Source organism: Pseudomonas sp. (assembly GCF_030698175.1).
Classification (GTDB): domain Bacteria; phylum Pseudomonadota; class Gammaproteobacteria; order Pseudomonadales; family Pseudomonadaceae; genus Aquipseudomonas.
Genome location: NZ_JAUYNT010000020.1, coordinates 129788 through 147785, shown reverse-complemented (window position 1 = coordinate 147785; position 17998 = coordinate 129788). Strand labels below are relative to the sequence as shown.

13 protein-coding genes are annotated in these 17998 nt (G+C 60.2%); 12 read left to right on the top strand and 1 reads right to left on the bottom strand.

What is annotated here, in order from left to right:
* Positions 1-31 precede the first annotated feature (31 nt).
* Positions 32-1156, bottom strand: a complete 1125-nt coding sequence (locus Q8R10_RS10560; protein ID WP_305653645.1) for a hypothetical protein — start codon at positions 1154-1156, stop codon at positions 32-34.
* Positions 1157-1437: 281 nt separating this feature from the next.
* Between Q8R10_RS10560 and yaaA the strand changes: the two genes are divergently transcribed.
* The 12 genes from yaaA to Q8R10_RS10500 all read left to right on the top strand — a co-directional run bounded on the left by yaaA (position 1438) and on the right by Q8R10_RS10500 (position 17882).
* Positions 1438-2217 (top strand): peroxide stress protein YaaA, encoded by a 780-nt coding sequence (gene yaaA / locus Q8R10_RS10555; protein ID WP_305653534.1) that lies wholly within the window; start codon positions 1438-1440, stop codon positions 2215-2217.
* A 766-nt stretch (positions 2218-2983) separates the two neighbouring features.
* Positions 2984-4294: a nucleotide sugar dehydrogenase gene (locus tag Q8R10_RS10550; protein ID WP_305653532.1), complete on the top strand. Its 1311-nt coding sequence runs from the start codon at positions 2984-2986 to the stop codon at positions 4292-4294.
* A 138-nt stretch (positions 4295-4432) separates the two neighbouring features.
* A complete protein-coding gene (gene alg8 / locus Q8R10_RS10545; RefSeq protein ID WP_305653530.1) occupies positions 4433-5914 on the top strand; it encodes a mannuronan synthase in 1482 nt (493 codons plus the stop codon).
* A 45-nt stretch (positions 5915-5959) separates the two neighbouring features.
* Positions 5960-7126 carry an alginate biosynthesis protein Alg44 gene (locus tag Q8R10_RS10540; protein WP_305653528.1) on the top strand — a complete coding sequence of 389 codons (1167 nt, stop codon included), beginning with the start codon at positions 5960-5962 and terminating at the stop codon, positions 7124-7126.
* A 3-nt stretch (positions 7127-7129) separates the two neighbouring features.
* Positions 7130-8548, top strand: coding sequence for an alginate biosynthesis TPR repeat lipoprotein AlgK (gene algK / locus Q8R10_RS10535; protein WP_371133317.1), 1419 nt, complete (start codon positions 7130-7132; stop codon positions 8546-8548).
* The gene (locus tag Q8R10_RS10530; protein ID WP_305653526.1) at positions 8545-9996 is read left to right on the top strand and encodes an alginate export family protein; all 1452 of its coding nucleotides are present in this window, start codon (positions 8545-8547) and stop codon (positions 9994-9996) included. Before algK ends, Q8R10_RS10530 begins: the two co-directional genes overlap by 4 nt.
* A 39-nt stretch (positions 9997-10035) precedes the next feature.
* Complete coding sequence (algG, locus tag Q8R10_RS10525; RefSeq protein ID WP_305653525.1) at positions 10036-11658, top strand: mannuronan 5-epimerase AlgG; 1623 nt, start codon at positions 10036-10038, stop codon at positions 11656-11658.
* Positions 11659-11672: 14 nt separating this feature from the next.
* On the top strand, positions 11673-13133 hold the full coding sequence (locus Q8R10_RS10520; RefSeq protein ID WP_305653524.1) for an alginate O-acetyltransferase: 1461 nt from the start codon (positions 11673-11675) through the stop codon (positions 13131-13133).
* Positions 13130-14248, top strand: coding sequence for a mannuronate-specific alginate lyase (locus tag Q8R10_RS10515; protein ID WP_305653523.1), 1119 nt, complete (start codon positions 13130-13132; stop codon positions 14246-14248). Before Q8R10_RS10520 ends, Q8R10_RS10515 begins: the two co-directional genes overlap by 4 nt.
* A gap of 185 nt (positions 14249-14433) precedes the next feature.
* Positions 14434-16008, top strand: coding sequence for an MBOAT family protein (locus Q8R10_RS10510; protein ID WP_305653522.1), 1575 nt, complete (start codon positions 14434-14436; stop codon positions 16006-16008).
* A 12-nt stretch (positions 16009-16020) separates the two neighbouring features.
* Positions 16021-17199 carry an alginate O-acetyltransferase gene (locus tag Q8R10_RS10505; protein ID WP_305653520.1) on the top strand — a complete coding sequence of 393 codons (1179 nt, stop codon included), beginning with the start codon at positions 16021-16023 and terminating at the stop codon, positions 17197-17199.
* A gap of 32 nt (positions 17200-17231) precedes the next feature.
* On the top strand, positions 17232-17882 hold the full coding sequence (locus Q8R10_RS10500) for an alginate O-acetyltransferase AlgF (protein WP_371133322.1): 651 nt from the start codon (positions 17232-17234) through the stop codon (positions 17880-17882).
* Positions 17883-17998: the final 116 nt, after the last annotated feature.

Here is a 17998-nt window from a genome sequence, read left to right as displayed (position 1 = left end):
GCGCTGTGTAGCTGAATTAGCTAAGTAACGACTATTTGCTCAGTCGCTCGATCGCCTTGTCGTACACCGGATTGGCTTTTTGCTGCTTGGCCAGCTGGTACTGCCCCAGGGCATCGTCCAGTTGCCCGGCGGCCTCGTAGATGCGCGCGATGTTGTAGTAAGAGCTGGCCCGCACGGTGGCCGCCGTTGCGCCGCTGGCCAGGGCGATGGCCTTGCGGTTAGCCCAGATCGCCTCAGCTGTGCGCCCGGCCTTCTGATAGGCCAAACCAAGGTTGCTGTAGGCCTGACCGTAAGCGTTATTCAGCTCAATCGCCTGAACGAAGAAGCCGATCGCCTGCTCCAGGTTGCCGGCATGGTAAGCCGCCTCGCCTTTAACGTTCAGGGCCTTGGCCGCGCCTTGTGCCGCCGGGCTTGCGGTTTGGGCATTGATCAGCCGAGCATCGTCTTGCAACGGCTGCAAAACACCACCGAGCGCGACGCTCTCAGCGCTGATACCAGCAAAACTATTGATGTCCTGAAACTCACCGGCGCCGGTGATGCGAAACACCGTCCAGAGGTTGCCGGTCTGGTTCTGCGGCACATAATAGGTGCGCACCAAGGATTGGCCGACATAGACAAACACCTTGGCTTGACTGTTGGACAAGTCATTGGCCCCAGGGTTTTCGCTGTTGGTGAAATCGTGCACGGCATACACGTAAGTCTCACCGAAGCGCTTCTTCTCCAGAGTGATGGTTTCCGGGCCGAAACTGTCGGTGTCATCCACGTCGAGGTTGGCATCCAGGCCATCTTTGGCCTCGAAGTAAATATGGTTGCCCGGATAGGCGATATGCGAGTCCAGGTCCGCCGGGGTTTGCCCCCAGGTGAGCACCACGCGCATGCCGTCGAGGTTCTGCATCACCGGGCTGATGGCGTAGGTCAGGCCCTTGCACGGGCACTTGCTGACCAAGTTGGAGTAGCCGGTTTTTTTGATAATCAGCAGGCTGTCGGCATCGTCGGCGAAGGCGCTGGTCAGGCTGACCTGGCCCTGGCCGTTGGTGCTGCCAACCTGAGTCTGAGCGCCATTTTTCTGCAACAACACCTGGGCATCGGCAATTTTCTGGTCCTTGACCACAGCGCTGAGCACTTCGATGGACAGCTGCTCGGCCTGGGCCAGCATGGCCACGGAGCTGAAGAGCAGGCTGGCGGCAAAACGGTATAGGGACGCAGTCATTGCGACCTCCTTGTCATGGGGATTTAAAAGGTGCGCCACTGGGCGACAGGCGGCTCAGTGCGCGCGCCACTATAGCCGAAGGCCGCTGAGATCAATGGGCGGCGGCGCAAATTTCGCCGCACCCGCACCCATGGCTAGCGGCGCCGGCAGACTTAGGCCTGCCCGCCTACGGACGCCTAAGCCCGCCAGGCTGCTAGAATCGCCGCTCGAATCAAGGAGCCGCGTTTATGCTGATGGTAATTTCCCCCGCCAAGACCCTCGACTACGAGACGCCGCCGGCGACTGCGCGCTTCACCCTGCCCGAGCATCTTGAGCACTCAAGCCTGCTGATTGAGCAGCTGCGTGAGCTGACGCCGGCGCAGATTGGCAGCTTGATGAGCCTGTCGGACAAACTCGCCGGGCTGAATGCCGTGCGCTTTGGCAGCTGGACGCCGGACTTCACCCCACAGAACGCCAAGCAAGCGCTGCTGGCCTTCAAGGGCGACGTCTATACCGGACTAAATGCCGAAGACTTTAGCGAAGCCGACTTCGACCACGCCCAACAACACCTGCGCATGCTGTCGGGCCTCTACGGCCTGCTGCGCCCGCTGGACCTGATGCAGCCCTACCGCCTGGAAATGGGCACCAAGCTGGTCAACCCACGGGGTAAAAATCTCTATGAGTTCTGGGCCGAACGTATCAGTGGCTACCTCAACCAGGCGCTGCTCGCCCAAGGCGACAACATTCTGTTAAACCTCGCCTCGAACGAATACTTCAGCGCGGTAAAGCTTAAAGCTCTGAATGCCCGGGTAATTAACACCGAGTTCAAAGACCTGAAAAACGGCCAGTACAAAATCATCAGTTTCTACGCGAAAAAAGCCCGCGGGATGATGGCCCGTTACGTGATCAAAGAGCGTCTGCGCAGCCCAGACGCACTAAAAGATTTCAGCAGCCAGGGCTATGGCTACTCGATTGCACAGTCCACGCCGGACAATCTGGTGTTTTTGCGCGACCACCCGCAGGACTGATAGTCCCTTCTCGATGCCGCTCGTCAGCCTACGGGTGGCATTATTCTGCGCGCCACCCAGTACCCAGCGACACCGCCAGCCCCCGCACATATTCTATGAGTTCAGGCGCCGATAACCGCCGCAAGCAGCGCCCGCATTCGCCAATTATAATTCGGCAACTTCCGCCTACAGCCCCCGCCGCACAGCGCCGTCGCCCAAAACAAGCCGGCATAATTTCAGACTTTTCACCTCTGAAACTTAGGCAGCAACTAAGCAGTGGCACTTGGCCAGAAGCAAACAATAATCCTAGAGCAGAAATCAAGAATCTAGAAAGTTCAATTATTTATCAACTATCTGACCACAGGAATAATTTCAACTTAATTCACAAATATCACCCTAAACCTGAACTTATTCTTGCTAACGCCCCTCCTATGAACTGACAAGCACTTTAGCAGTGACTTTAAGTACACCGTAAAAATCCTCCGCAACGAATTGCAGACGTTTTTCACGGTGTCTTAAAGTCGTGCCATTTAACCCTAGAAACCGACCGGAGCAGCTCTGAATGCCACCCAAAGCAGCATTCTAGAGGCATCAAGCTCAACCAGTGAATAACCCTGAGGCACACCGGTTATTCAACTCAACAGTCAAAGCCATATACCCACTTATATTAGCGGCACGCCACTAGTACGCCTGTGTTCGACCCCGGCAATATTGCAGCAGGTACTAGAGGACGCGCCAAACAGTTCAACAGCATTACCAATATGACAACTGAATCAGGGAGAGCGCAATGCGTATTAGTATTTTTGGCTTGGGTTATGTCGGCGCCGTATGTGCCGGCTGTTTGTCTTCGCGCGGCCACCAGGTGGTCGGCGTGGATGTTTCCGCGAGCAAAATCGACATGATCAACGCCGGTAAATCACCGATTGTTGAACCCGGATTAGAGGCCCTATTAAAGAAAGGTATTAGCACCGGCTTATTGCGCGGCACTACCGATTTCGCCGAAGCAGTCCGCGATACCGAAGTGTCGTTTATTTGCGTCGGCACCCCGAGCAAGAAAAATGGCGATCTGGAACTCAATTACATCGAAGCGGTGTGCCGGGAAATTGGCCAGGTGCTGCGCACCAAGACCGAACGTCACACTGTGGTGATCCGCAGCACCGTGCTGCCGGGCACCGTCAAGAACGTGGTGATCCCGATTCTCGAAGCCTGCTCCGGCAAGCAAGCCGGGCTCGACTTCGGCGTTGCGGTTAACCCGGAATTCCTCCGTGAAAGCACCGCCATTGCCGACTACGACCAGCCGCCCATGACCGTGATCGGCGAACTGGACCAAGCTTCCGGCGACCTGCTGCAGGCGATTTATGAGGAGCTGGATGCGCCGGTGATCCGCAAGGACATCGCCGTTGCCGAGCTGATCAAGTACACCTGCAACGTCTGGCACGCCGCCAAAGTGACCTTCGCCAACGAGATCGGCAACATCGCCAAGGCGGTGGGTGTGGATGGTCGCGAAGTGATGGATGTGGTCTGCCAGGACAAAACCCTCAACCTGTCGCAGTACTACATGCGCCCTGGTTTCGCCTTTGGTGGCTCCTGCCTGCCCAAGGACGTGCGCGCCCTGACCTACCGCGCCGGCTCCCTGGACGTCGATGCACCGATGCTCAACTCGCTAATGCGCAGCAACGTGGCCCAGGTGCAAAACGCCTTCGACATCATCGCCAGCCACGCCAAACGCAAAGTCGCCCTGCTCGGCCTGAGCTTCAAAGCCGGCACCGACGACCTGCGCGAAAGCCCTCTGGTGGAGCTGGCCGAAATGCTGATCGGCAAGGGCTACGAGCTGAGCATTTACGACAGCAACGTCGAATATGCGCGGGTCTACGGGGCCAACAAAGAGTACATCGAGTCGAAAATCCCCCACGTGTCGTCGCTGCTCAACAGCAACTTCGAGCAAGTGGTAAATGACTCGGACATCATCGTACTGGGCAATCGCGACGAGAAGTTCCGCATCCTCGCCCAACAGGTCCCGGATGGCAAACAAGTGGTCGACCTGGTCGGCTTTATGCCGCACACCACCCGCGGCGCCACCGAAGGCATCTGCTGGTAAGCAGTGTTTGGCCGGCAATTTGCCGGCCAAACAGCCGCCCCAGCCATAACCCCGACTGAGCACCTCGACATCTGCGCCTGCACCACAGGCGCCGAGGTGCTCAGCCGGCATGCCCAACTCAAGGAAATAAAGACACCAATGGACAGGCTCAAGCAGGTTTTCGCTGAAGCCGCCGGCTGGCTGTTGTACCTCAGTTTGTTGATGGGGATTGCCCTGGCGTTGCCCAGCACAGTCTTCGACCCGGAGTCGAAGGACTTCCTCCTACTGATCGGCGCCGTGGGCATTTGGCGCTACTCGATGGGCGCCACGCACTTTCTGCGCGGCATGCTGTTTCTCTATGTGGTGTTTCCGCACTACCGTCGCAAGGCAAAAAAACTCGGCAAAGCGGCCGACCCTTCCCATGTGTTTTTGATGGTGACCAGTTTTCGCATCGATGCACTGACCACGGCGCAGGTTTACCAATCGGTGATCCGTGAAGCCATCGACTGCGGTTACCCAACCACAGTGGTGTGCTCGATTGTTGAGCTGTCCGATGAGTTTTTGGTCAAGAGCCTGTGGGAGAAATACCAACCACCGGCCCATGTGACCCTGGATTTTGTGCGGATTGCCGGCACCGGCAAACGCGATGGCTTGGCCCACGGTTTTCGCGCCATTTCCCGGCTGCTACCGGACGCCGATGCGGTGGTCGCGGTGATCGACGGCGACAGCGTGCTGCAAGCCGGCATAGTCCGCAAAACTGTGCCCTACTTCAAACTCTTCCCGAATGTCGGCGGTCTGACCACCAACGAGTTCTGCGAGGTGCGCGGCAGCTACGTCATGAGCGAGTGGCACAAGCTGCGCTTCGCCCAGCGCCACCTCAATATGTGTTCGATGGGGCTGTCCAAGCGGGTGCTGACCCTGACCGGGCGGATGTCGGTATTCCGCGCGCCAGTGATCACCAATCCGGGCTTTATCGCCGACGTCGAAAGCGACTCCATGGAGCACTGGCGACTGGGGCGTTTCAACTTCCTCACCGGCGATGACAAGTCCAGCTGGTACAGCTTGATGCGTCTGGGCTACGACACCTTTTACGTACCGGATACAGCGATCTTCACCATCGAGCATCCGCCGGAAAAGAGCTTTATCAAGGCCAGTCGCAAACTGATGTTTCGCTGGTACGGCAACAACCTGCGGCAGAACGCGCGGGCCATGCAACTGGGGGTCAAACGCCTGGGGATGTTCACCAGCCTGGTGTTGTTCGACCAACGGGTATCGATGTGGACCTGCCTGCTCGGCCTGACGGTGGCGATCATCGCCAGCATCAAGTACAGCATCGCTTTTCTGCTGATCTACCTGCTGTGGATCGGTACTACGCGGCTGGTGCTGACGCTGTTGTTGTCCCTCAGCGGCCACCGCATCGGCCCGGCTTACCCGGTAATTCTTTATTACAACCAGATAGTCGGTGCGATGGTGAAGATCTATGTGTTCTTCCGCCTCGACCAGCAGTCCTGGACCCGCCAGCCGACCAAGCTCAATCGCGACCTGGCCAGCTTTCAGCGCTGGTTCAACACCTGGTCGTCCCGAACCATGACCTTCTCTGCCGCCAGTGTGTTTATCGCCACGCTGTTGCTGCTGGTGTAAGTCGCCATGAATGGAATTCGTCAAAAATTGCCCAGGAATAACAGCATGAATACCGCCGTCAATCTCAATGTTGTGCATGAATCAGAAGCCCAGCGCCAACACGCCCGAGTCAAACTACCGGCCAAAATCCGCTTCAGCGGCAGCAATCGCGAAGTGCTCGAATACAACCTGCTGGACATCTCCGCCGGTGGCTTCAGCTTTGCCGCCGGTAAGCTGCCGGCGCGGGTTGGCGAGCATCAGAAAGGCAGACTGCTGTTTCTGATCGACAACCTCAGCCTGAGCATCGATGTGGCGTTTCAGGTCTGTTCGGTCGAGATCGAGCACAACCGCGTCGGCTGCCAGTTCCACAATCTGCAGCCGCGCGACATCACCACCCTGCGCCACCTGATCACCGCTCACCTGAGTGGCGAGCTGATCACCGTCGGCGAACTGCTAAGCACCCTGCAGCGGGAAAATTTCACCAAGGCGCGCAAAGGCAAAGCCGCCGGTGGCATGGGCGCCATCGCCCGATTGCGTGCGGTAACCTTTAGCCTGGCGCTGTTTGTGGTTGGGCTGCTGGCCTTCGGGTTTATTTTCAAATCGGTCTACGGCCTGTACTTCGTCACCCACGCCCAGTCTGGCGTGGTGCGGGTAGCCGGCATGCAAGTGACCATGCCCCGTGAGGGCACCGTACAGAGCCTGGTCGGCGCCGACGGTCAGGTGGCCAAAGGCGCGCCCATCGCCACCTTTAGCGCCTCGATGCTGGAGATGCTCAAGGGCAATCTGAATGAAGAACAACTGGACCCGAGCAAGATCGAAAGCCTGTTCGGCACCCAGCTCAAAGGCACCCTGACCAGCCCCTGCGATTGCACCGTGGGCCAGCAACTGGTGGCCGATGGGCAGTATGCCAACAAGGGCGAGGTGATCTTCCAACTGCTGGCGCGTGACAGCCAGGCCAGCATCGAAGCGCGCTTCCCCTACGCCAAGTTCAACGAAATCAAGCCCGGCGCCAGCGTCAGCTTCGTGGTCGCCGGTGAAACCGAGGCGCGGCGCGGCAAGATTGTCAGCAGCAGCTTGAACGATAACGACAGCCTGTCCGGCGACATTCGCGTGCAGATTAAACCCGAGCAGCCACTCGACAGCGCCCTCGCCGGCCGTCCCGTGGAAGTCAGCAGTGATCGCGGGCCATCCCTCGATTGGCTGATCGACAAAGCCTTGGCCGCAGGACTCTAAGCCATGCGTATCCCGAAGGCGCGCCAGCCAATGGCGACCCCACCATCGCAAGTTCTGCTGCTGGTCGCCGCGCTGAGCCTGGCCGGTTGCGCCGGCTTGCCGGATCAGCGACTGGCCAATGAAGCCTTGCAAAACGGCGACAGCGTCACTGCCGAACAGAACTATCGGCAACTGGCCGCCCTGGGTTACACCGATGCCCAAGTCGGCCTGGCGGATATCCAGCTCAACAGCGGCGACCCGGCCTTAGTGCCGCAAGCCGAAGCCACCTATCGCCAGGCGGCGGATCAGTCGCCACGGGCGGCGGCACGCTTGGGTAAGTTACTGGCGGGCAAACCGAACGCCACTGACGCCGAGTTACAAGAAGCCCAAGAGCGTCTGGAGCAGGCCATGACCCGCGGCGAACAGGGCAGCCTGCTGCCGCTGACGCTGCTCTATCTGCAATACCCGCAGCGTTTTGCCAAGGTCGATCCGCAGCAACGGATCAGCCAATGGCGCGCCGCCGGTTATCCCCAGGCGGAGCTGGCCCAGCTGTTGCTCTATCGCAGCCAAGGCAGCTACGACCAGCATTTGCCCGAGATCGAGCGCATCTGTAAAGCCGCCTTGAGCACGCAAGATATTTGCTACGCAGAACTCGCCACCGTGTACCAAAAACGCGGCCAAACCGAGCCACAAGCGGCCCTGCTGCAACAGCTGCAGAGTGCCTATCAGGCTGGCACAGTACCGGCCCAGCGGCTGGAAAGCGTCGCCCAGGTACTGGCCGATCCCGAGTTGGGCAAGCCCGACGAAAAGGCTGCGCAACAGTTGCTGGAGCAAATCGCCCCCAGCTACCCCGCCGCCTGGGTCAGCCTGGCGCAACTGCTGTATGACTACCCGGTTCTGGGCGACATCGACCAGTTGCTCAAGTACCTGAAAAACGGCCGCGAAGCAGCCCAACCACGGGCCGAACTGTTGCTGGGCAAGCTCTATTACGAAGGCAAGTTACTGCCACAAGATCCACAAAAAGCCGAGCAACATCTGCTCAAGGCCGCCGCCAGCGAAACCAACGCCAACTATTACCTCGGCCAGCTATACCGCCGTGGTTATCTGGGCCAAGTTGACCCGCAGCGGGCCTTGCAGCACTTGCTAATCGCCGCCCGCGGCGGTCAGAGCAGCGCCGACTTTGCCCTCGCGCAGATGTTCTCGGCCGGTCGCGGTTTTCAGCCGGACCCGGTCAATGCCTATGTCTTCAGCCAACTGGCGGTGCTCAAGGGCACGCCGCAAGCCCAGGAACTGGCCGCCCAGATCGCCCAGCAACTGCCGCCCGCCGCCCTGCCCCAGGCCCAACGCCTGTTGCAGGCCGAGCAGCAACTGCGCGGCCTGAGCCTGGTCGCCAGCGCACCACCGCATGCCATGCCCAATTCAATTAGTCAGGAAGCATTATGAAACTCAATTACTGGATGCATGCAGGCTTAGGCCTTAGCGCGACGCTGCTAGCGGTTCAGCCAGTATGGGCTGAGCCCAACGGCGAGAAGAACTTTGGCCTGGACGTGAAAATCACCGCCCAGTCGCAAGATGACGTCGATCTGGGCACCCGCGACGGGGGCGACGTGCAGGGTATCGGCCTCGACGTGCGGCCTTGGGCTTACGGCAAAAGTGGCGACTGGAGTGCCTATGCCATGGGCCAGGTGGTGACCGCCTCGGACATCATCGAAACCGACACCCTGCAACTGACCGACGTCAACAGCGAAGCCGCCAACAGCGACGACGACAGCCGCAAACCCGAGAAAAGCTACCTGGCCATGCGTGAATTCTGGGTCGGTTACTCCGGCTTAACCGCCTACCCGGGCGAGGAATTGCGCCTCGGTCGGCAACGCCTGCACAACGACGATGGCATGTGGCGCGACACCAATATCGAAGCCCTGAACTGGACCTTCGATACCAGCTTGCTGCGCGCCAACCTCGGCGTCGCCGAACGTTTTAGCGATTACCGCACCGACCTCGACGAACTGGCCCCGCAAGATAAAGATCGCCGGCACCTGTTCGGCGACATCGCCACCCAATGGACTCCTGGCCACTGGGTCGGCCTGAATGCCCATCACAGCCGCGACGACGGCAAGTTGCTGGCGCCTGGCGAAGAGGTCACCCCACTGGATAAAACCAGCACCGGCGACCTCACCTGGCTGGGCCTGCAGGTCAACAGCGACGCCTACAACCCGCGCAATCAGAACCCACTCAATTACTGGGCCAGCGCCACCTGGCTGAGCGGTGAGCGTGATCGCCTGACCACCACCACGGTCGGTGAACAGAGCTACGCCAACGGCGCGCAAAACAGCGATGTAAATGCCTGGGGCACCGACTTGGGCCTGCGCTGGAACCTCGATGAACAATGGAAAATCGGCGGCGCCTTTGCCCGCGGCAGTGGCGGCGGCTCGGACGGCGGCGCCAACTTCCAGCAGACCGGTCTGGAAAGCAACCGCTCCAACTACACCGGCACCCGCACCCGCGTGCAGCGTTTCGGCGAAGCCTTTCGCGGCGAGTTGAGCAACCTCCAGGCCGCCACCCTGTTCGGCTCCTGGCAGCTGCGTGACGAGTATGACGCCAGCTTGATTTACCAAAACTTCTCGCGGGTCGACGACCAGCAACCGATCGGCAGCAGCGGCATCAACGCAGCCCTGGTCGATGGTGAAAAAGACATCGGCCAGGAAGTCGATCTGGTCCTCACCAAGTACTTCCAGCAAGGCCTGCTGCCTGCCTCGATGAGCCAGGCGATTGATGAACCGGCGGCGCTGGTGCGCTTTCGCGGCGGTGTGTTCAAGCCCGGCGATGCCTATGGCAAAAACGTCGACAGCTATATGCACCAAGCCTTTGTCGACGTGATCTGGCGCTTTTGATGCGCCGCGCACTCGCCGGGCCTATGGAGAATGACTGACATGGCAGACCTACCTACCCATCCGTCCACGCTGCCGGGCCGCAAGCTGGCACTGCTGCTGACTGGCGCATTGTGGTTGGCGACCCAGGCCACTGGCCTCAGCGCGCAAGCGCTGCCGGCCAGCGTGCAAGCCCCGGCCGGTGCACCGGTAAAAGCCACCAAGGAACTGCTGCAAGCCAAGAGCTATACGGTTACCAGCGCCCCCATCGCGCCGCTGCACCTGCCCGCACCGACCCTGCCGGACCTGCGCGGCTACACCGCCGCGGCGGTCAACGCCAAGCTCGACCGCAAGGTGCAGGGCCAGGTAAAGGTGCGGCGCATGCTGCAACAGGACGCCTTGAAGGAGTTTATCGGCGGCAACAACCGCATGGCCGAATGGGTCAATCGGCAACGGGGCATCCCCCAGGCGATCTTTATCGAGGGCGGCTACGTCAACCTGCGTCAACTGGCCAAGCAACTGCCCAAGCAGTACTTCAGCGAAACCGCGCCGGGCGTGTATCTGGCGCGCTTGCCGATTGTGGTGGCGCGCGGCGCCACCCTACATGTGGACAAGGACACCGAAGAGCTGCGCCTGTCGGAGGAGCGCGGCAGCTTTATCGTCAACGACGGCAAACTGTTTATTACCGACACCAAGGTGACCGCCTGGCGCGAGGCCGCCAACGGCCCGGCAACGTTTCTCAAGGCCGATGCGTTTCGCCCGTTCCTGCTGTCCTGGGGCGGCACCGAGACCTATATCGTCAACAGCAAACTGGCGAGCTTTGGCTACAGCACCAGTAAGTCCTACGGGGTGAGTATTTCCCAGTACACCCCGCACATGGCCAAGCAAATGCAGCGCAAGCCGCCGAGCGCCTGGCTGATCGACTCCGAGTTCGTCGACATGTGGTACGGCTTCTACTGCTACGAGGCCGAGGATGTGGTGGTCAAGGGCAATACCTACCGCGACAACCTGGTCTACGGCATCGACCCCCACGACCGGTCGCAGCGGCTGATCATTGCCGACAACACCGTGCACGGCACCAAGAAGAAGCACGGCATTATTATTTCCCGCGAGGTCGACAACAGCTGGATTTTCAATAACCGGGTCTACGACAACAAGCTCTCCGGCATCGTTATCGACCGTAACAGCGTGAACAACCTGGTGGCTTACAACCAGGTTTACAACAACCATTCCGATGGCATCACCCTGTACGAAAGCTCCAACAATCTGCTCTGGGGCAACCAGGTGATCGGCAACCAACGCCACGGTATTCGCCTGCGCAACAGCGTGAATATTCGCCTGTACGAGAACCTCGCGGCCGGCAACCAACTGGTCGGGGTCTATGGTCACATCAAAGACCTGAGCAACACCGACCGCGATGTCGACCTCGACCCCTTCGACACCAAGGTCTCGATGATCGTGGTCGGCGGCAAGTTGGCCGGTAACGGTTCCGGCCCCCTGTCCATTGACTCACCGTTAAGCGTTGAGCTGTACCGGGTGGCCATGCTCGCCCCGAGCAAGACCTCCGGCATCACCTTCGCCGGGATTCTGGGCGACAAACAAGACGAAATTCTCGACCTGCTGGTGCGCCAGCAAAAAGCCGTACTGATCGACCCGGTAGAAAGCCAGGTGGAGCTACACGAATGAGGAGCAGCAATTTCATGAGCCTACAAGTACCGCGCTCGACCCTGCGTCAAAGCGCACTGGCTGCCGCCCTGTTAAGCGGCGTCAGCTGCGGTGTACAGGCCGCACAGCTGCCCACCGCGCCGCAGTACCAAATCAACGGCGCCCGCCCACTGTGCCCGACCGCCGCCGACAACAGCCGCTACGACACCAAGTACCTGGAGTTTTTCACCCACCTGGTGCAAGCCCAGGGCGATTGGTTGTTTCGCAGCACCTACGACCTGCGCACCGATTTCGGCACCACGGCCGAGGGCTATCAGCAGCTCAAGTTGTTGCGCGACGGCCTTAAACGCAAAGGCATCGAGTTGATGGTGGTGTACCAGCCCACCCGTGGCCTGATCAACCGAGACAAACTCAGCGCCGCCGAGCGCGACAGCTTCGACTTTGAGCTAGCCAAGAAGAACTACCTGGCGACCATTGCCCAGCTGCGCAAAGCCGGGATCTGGACCCCAGACTTCAGCCCGCTGTTTGATGAGCACCAGCAGCACGCCTATTACTTCAAAGGCGACCACCACTGGACCCCGTACGGCGCCGAACGCACGGCCAAAATCAGCGCGGCGACGCTCAAACAGATTCCCGGCTTTAGTGACATCCCCAAGCAAGAGTTCGCCAGCAAACGCGTCGGCCTGCTGTCCAAACTCGGCACCTTTCACAAAACCGCCATGCAACTGTGTGGCAACAGCTATGCGCCGGAATACGTCGACCGTTTCGAAACCGAGGCAGTCGGCGAGAGTGGCGGCGATGGCGATCTGTTCGGCGATGAAAGCTTGCCGCAAGTGACCCTGGTCGGCACCAGCAACAGCGGCCCGGCGTACAACTTTGCCGGCTTTTTGCAGCAATACAGCGGCGCCGCCGTGCTGAATAACGCCCTCAGTGGCGGCGGCTTCGACAGCTCGCTGCTGCAATACCTGGGCAGCCCGGAGTTTGCCAAGCATCCGCCGAAAGTCATCGTTTGGGAGTTCGCCACCCACTACGACATGGCGCAAACCAGCTTCTATCGCCAGGCCATGCCGCTGCTCGACAACGGCTGCGAAGGCCGCCCCGCCGCCCTGCAAAACAGCGTGAAATTGCACAACGGGGCAAACGAGGTGCTGGTCAACGGCAAGCAACAACTGCTGGACCTGCGCGGCAGTCAGTATCAGGTCGACCTGACCTTCAGTGATCCCTCGGTCAAGCAGCTGAACGCCACCCTCTGGTACCTCAATGGCCGCCGGGAAAATTTCAAAATCGAGCAAAGCAAAGCCGTCGACAGCGGCGGTCGCTACGTCTTCCAGCTGCGCAACGATCCTGACTGGGCAGAACTCAACCTGCTCGCGATGGAAATCCATAGCCCCGAAGAGATGCCTGCCAATCTCAGCGTCAAAGCCACGCTGTGCAAGCGACCATCCACCGCGGCTAAACACCTCACGGCCAAGGCCGAGGGAGGCACAGATTTATGAACACCACCCATGCGTTAAACCGGCTGGTTTACCCCAGTCTGCTGAGTGCCCTGCTGTTCGCCGGCAGCGCCAGCGCCGATAACCTGGTGCCACCGGCGGGTTACTACGCCGCCATCGAAAAACGCAGCGAAACCAAAGCCGACACCTGCGCGCCGACACCTGCGCCCTACACCGACAAACTGGTGTTTCGCAGCAAATACGAAGGCTCAGGCAAGGCCCGCGCCACCCTCAATAAAGACTCGGAAAAAGCTTTTCGCGATGCCACCGCCAATATCACCACCTTGGAAAAAGGCATCAGCAAGCAGGTCATGCAGTACATGCGTGACGGCCGCCCCGAAGATCTGCAATGCACGATGCAGTGGCTAAGCAGCTGGGCCGAGGCCGATGCGCTGCTCTCCACCGAGTACAACCACACCGGCAAGTCGATCCGTAAATGGGCGCTGGGCAGCATGGCCTCGGCCTACCTGCGGTTGAAGTTCTCCGAGTCAAAACCGCTGGCGGCCTATCCGCAGCAAAGCCAAGTGATCGAAGCCTGGTTCAACAAACTGGCCGATCAGACGGTGCAAGACTGGAGCCGCCTGCCGCTGCTGAAAATCAACAACCACTCCTACTGGGCAGCCTGGTCGGTGATGGCGACTGCGGTGGCGACCAACCGTCGCGACCTGTTCGACTGGTCGGTTGAGCAGTTCCGCATCGGCGCCAACCAAGTCGACACCGAGGGTTATTTGCCCAATGAACTCAAGCGCCAGCAACGCGCCCTCGCCTATCACAACTACGCCCTGCCACCGCTGGCGATGATCGCCAGTTTCGCCAAGGCCAACCACGTCGATCTGACCCAGGAAAACCGCGAGGCCTTGCGCCGTCTGGCCGAACGGGTGCTGACCGGGGTCGAGGATGAAGACGAGTTCAACGCTAAGGCCGCGCAAGACCAGGACATGGACGACCTGCAGATCGACAGCAAATACGCCTGGTTGGAACCCTACTGCACGCTCTACCGCTGCTCGACGCAAACCCTGGAGTGGAAGCAGTCGATGCAGCCGTTCAAGACCTTCCGCCTCGGCGGCGACCTGACCAAGGTCTATGACCCGGCTCATGACAAGGGCAAAGGCAGTTGAGTTTGCCCTTGTAGGAGGGGCTTTAGCCGCGACCCACAGTGCTCACTGACACAGCGCAAGGCATCGCGGCTAAAGCCCCTCCTACAAAAAGCGGCAGTAAACGCAATACAACCCCCCGGTTTAGTACGGGGGGAAAGGGGGGGCTTGCGAGTCCCTAACTGTAGAAACTCAATGGAGAGAGACGGATGGTTTTTTCATCCAACGTGTTCCTGTTCTTGTTCTTGCCGATTTTCCTCGGCCTGTACTATTTGAGCGGGCAACGCTATCGCAACTTGCTGCTGCTGCTGGCCAGTTACCTGTTCTACGCCTGGTGGCGGGTGGACTTTCTGGCGCTGTTTATCGCCGTCACTCTGTGGAACTACTGGATCGGCCTAAAAGTCGGTGCCGCCGGGGTGCGAACCAAACCGGCGCAGCGCTGGCTGCTGCTGGGGGTGGCGGTCGATCTGAGCATTCTCGGTTACTTCAAGTACGCCAACTTCGGCGTCGAGAACATCAACGCGGCCATGACCTCCATGGGGCTTGAGCCGTTTATCCTGACCCACGTATTGCTGCCGATTGGTATCTCGTTCTACATCTTCGAGTCGATCAGCTACATCATCGACGTCTACCGTGGCGATACCCCGGCGACCCGCAACCTGATCGATTTTGCCGCCTTTGTGGCGATCTTCCCGCACCTGATCGCCGGCCCCGTGCTGCGCTTTCGCGACCTGGCCGAGCAGTTCAATAACCGCACCCACACCGTTGATAAGTTCTCCGAAGGCGCCACGCGCTTTATGCAGGGTTTTATCAAGAAGGTGTTTATCGCCGACACCCTGGCGGTGGTCGCCGACCGCTGCTTCGCCCTGCAAGACCCGACCACGGGTGACGCCTGGCTCGGGGCGCTGGCCTACACCGCGCAGCTGTATTTTGATTTTTCCGGTTACAGCGACATGGCCATCGGCTTGGGCCTGATGATGGGTTTCCGCTTTATGGAGAACTTCAAGCAGCCCTATATCAGCCAGTCGATCACCGAGTTCTGGCGCCGCTGGCATATCAGCCTGTCAACCTGGTTGCGCGACTACCTGTACATCACCCTGGGCGGCAACCGCGGCGGCACCCTCAGCACCTACCGCAACCTGTTCCTGACCATGCTGCTCGGCGGTCTGTGGCACGGCGCCAATATCACCTACATCGTCTGGGGCGCCTGGCATGGCATCTGGTTGGCGATTGAAAAAGCCATCGGCATCAACACCGCACCGCGCAGTTTCAACCTGCTGCGCTGGGCCTTCACCTTCCTGCTGGTGGTGATGGGCTGGGTGATTTTCCGCGCCGAGAACCTGCACGTCGCCGGCCGCATGTATGGCGCCATGTTTGGTTTTGGCGACTGGCAGCTGTCGGAACTCAACAGCGCCCAGCTCACCGGTTTACAAGTGGCGACCCTGGGGCTGGCCTACGCCACGCTGGCGTTCTTTGGCCTGCGGGATTTCTACGCCAACCGCCCGGCACTCAAACCGGCCGCTGGCAACGCCGAGCAACCGCTGCTGGCCGACGGCCCTGGCACCGGCCAACCGGGCCTGATCAAAGCGTTGCCTGGCGATGCGCCCGACAGCCTGCACCTGCCCGGCTACAGCGTCGGCATCGAGGCACAAGTGCAGCCAGCCTACTGGGTTGCCGACTGGCCGCGCTATGCCATGCGCAGCCTGGTGTTGCTGCTGTTCGTGGCCTCGATCCTGAAGCTCTCGGCGCAGAGCTTTTCACCCTTCCTGTACTTCCAATTTTAACTGGGGACGACCATGACTCGAACATTGCGCATCCTCTATATCGGCCTGTTCCTCAGCCTGCTGCTGGGCTTGGGCGGCTGGTCGCTGGGCAGCTTTCGCAGCTTCTCGACTGCCGCCGACACCAGCGTGCTCAACGGCAAATGGAGCAAGGCGGCAGAAACCCACTACGACGAGAAATTCCCGATCAAACGCCTCGGCACCAATCTCTGGGCCGCACTGGATTACCAACTGTTTAACGAGGGCCGCCCCGGCGTGGTGCTCGGCCGTGAGCAGTGGTTATTCAGCGATGAGGAGTTCAAACCGGTCGCCAACAGCGCCCAACATCTGCAGGAAAACTGGCAGTTGATTCAGGGCGTGCGCAACCACCTGGCCCGCCAAGGGGTGCAGTTGGTGCTGGCGATTATTCCCGCCAAGGCGCGGCTCTATCCTGAGTTTATCGCCGGTTCCCCACCGGTAGCCCTGCAGCAACAGCTGTATCAGCAGTTTCACCAGGGCGCCGCAGACGCAGGGATTTTCGCCCCGGATCTGCTCGCGGCCCTGACCGAGGAGAAGCAACGGGAAGCGGTGTTTTTGCGCACCGACACCCACTGGACGCCCCATGGCGCCGAGGTGGTGGCGCAGAACCTGAGCCTGGCGATCCAGCAGCACATGCCGATCAGCGGCGAGCCACAGCGCTTTACCACCGAGAACCAGCCCAGCGAGGCGTACAACGGTGATCTGACGCGCTTCTTACCCCTCGACCCGCTGTTCAGCAACCTGCTGCCAGCCCCCGACCAGTTGCAACAGCGCAGCACCGCGGCGCAACAGACCACGCCGGCGGCGGGCGACGGCGAGCTGTTCAGCGACAGCCAAGTGCCGGTGGCGCTGGTCGGTACCAGCTACAGCGCCAACCCACGCTGGAACTTTCTCGGTGCGTTGCGCCAGGCCCTGGGGAGCGACGTTCTCAACTACGCCGAGGACGGTCACGGGCCGTTGTTGCCGATGCTCAAGTACCTGCAAAGCGCAGGCCTCAAAGACTCACCGCCGCAGCTGGTGATCTGGGAGTTCCCGGAGCGCTATCTGCCGATGAGCAGCGACCTCAGCGAATTCGATCAGCAGTGGCTCAGCCAACTGAAAACCTCAAGCGACACTGGTGAAAGCCTCGCCAGCGCCAACCCTAAACCCCATACGCCGATCCAGGCGACGCCTTAAATTCCATGGAGCACATCAAGATGAAGCAATCCATCACCCCTGCCAGCGGCAGCCGCACAATCCGCAAAACCTGCGCCTTCTTAGTGATTGGCTTGCTGGCCGCGCACGTCCAGGCCGATGAAGCCGCCCTCTACGGCCCCAGCGCACCCAAGGGCTCGGCCTTCGTGCGGCTGTATAACGCCGGCAATCAGGAAGTCAGCGCCAGCGTCGGCAACACCCAACTCAGCGATGTCGGCCCCCTGGGCAGCAGCGACTTCAGCTTCCTGCCCGGTGGCGACTACAGCGCCAAACTCGGCACGCAAAGCCTGACCGTCAAGCTCAACGCCGATCAGTACTACACCCTGGTCAACCTACCCGGCAGCCCACCCAAGTTGGTGGAAGAGCCGCCATTCAAGAACAAGCAAAAAGCCCTGCTACGGGTACAAAACCTGACCGACAGCGAGCTGAGCCTGAAGACCGCCGATGGCAAGACTCCGGTGGTCGACAACGTGAAAGCCCTGGGCCGTGGCGAGCGGGAGATCAACCCGTTGAATGTCAAATTGGCCTTGTTTAGCGGCACCGAAAAAGTCGCCGACCTAAAACCCGTCAGCCTGGCGCGCGGTGAGGCGGTGTGCCTGTACGTCACCGGCTCGGCTGGCAAGTTTTCCCCGGTGTGGGTCAAGCGCCCAGCCGCAACCCAATAACCACAGGCGGATCGCTAGGGTGGGCTTCAGCCCACCCTACGAAACAGGGCCTGCGACACATAACCAAGACATAGCCCAGCGCCAGCGCTGGCACAGACAACCAAGCTGCGCCGAAC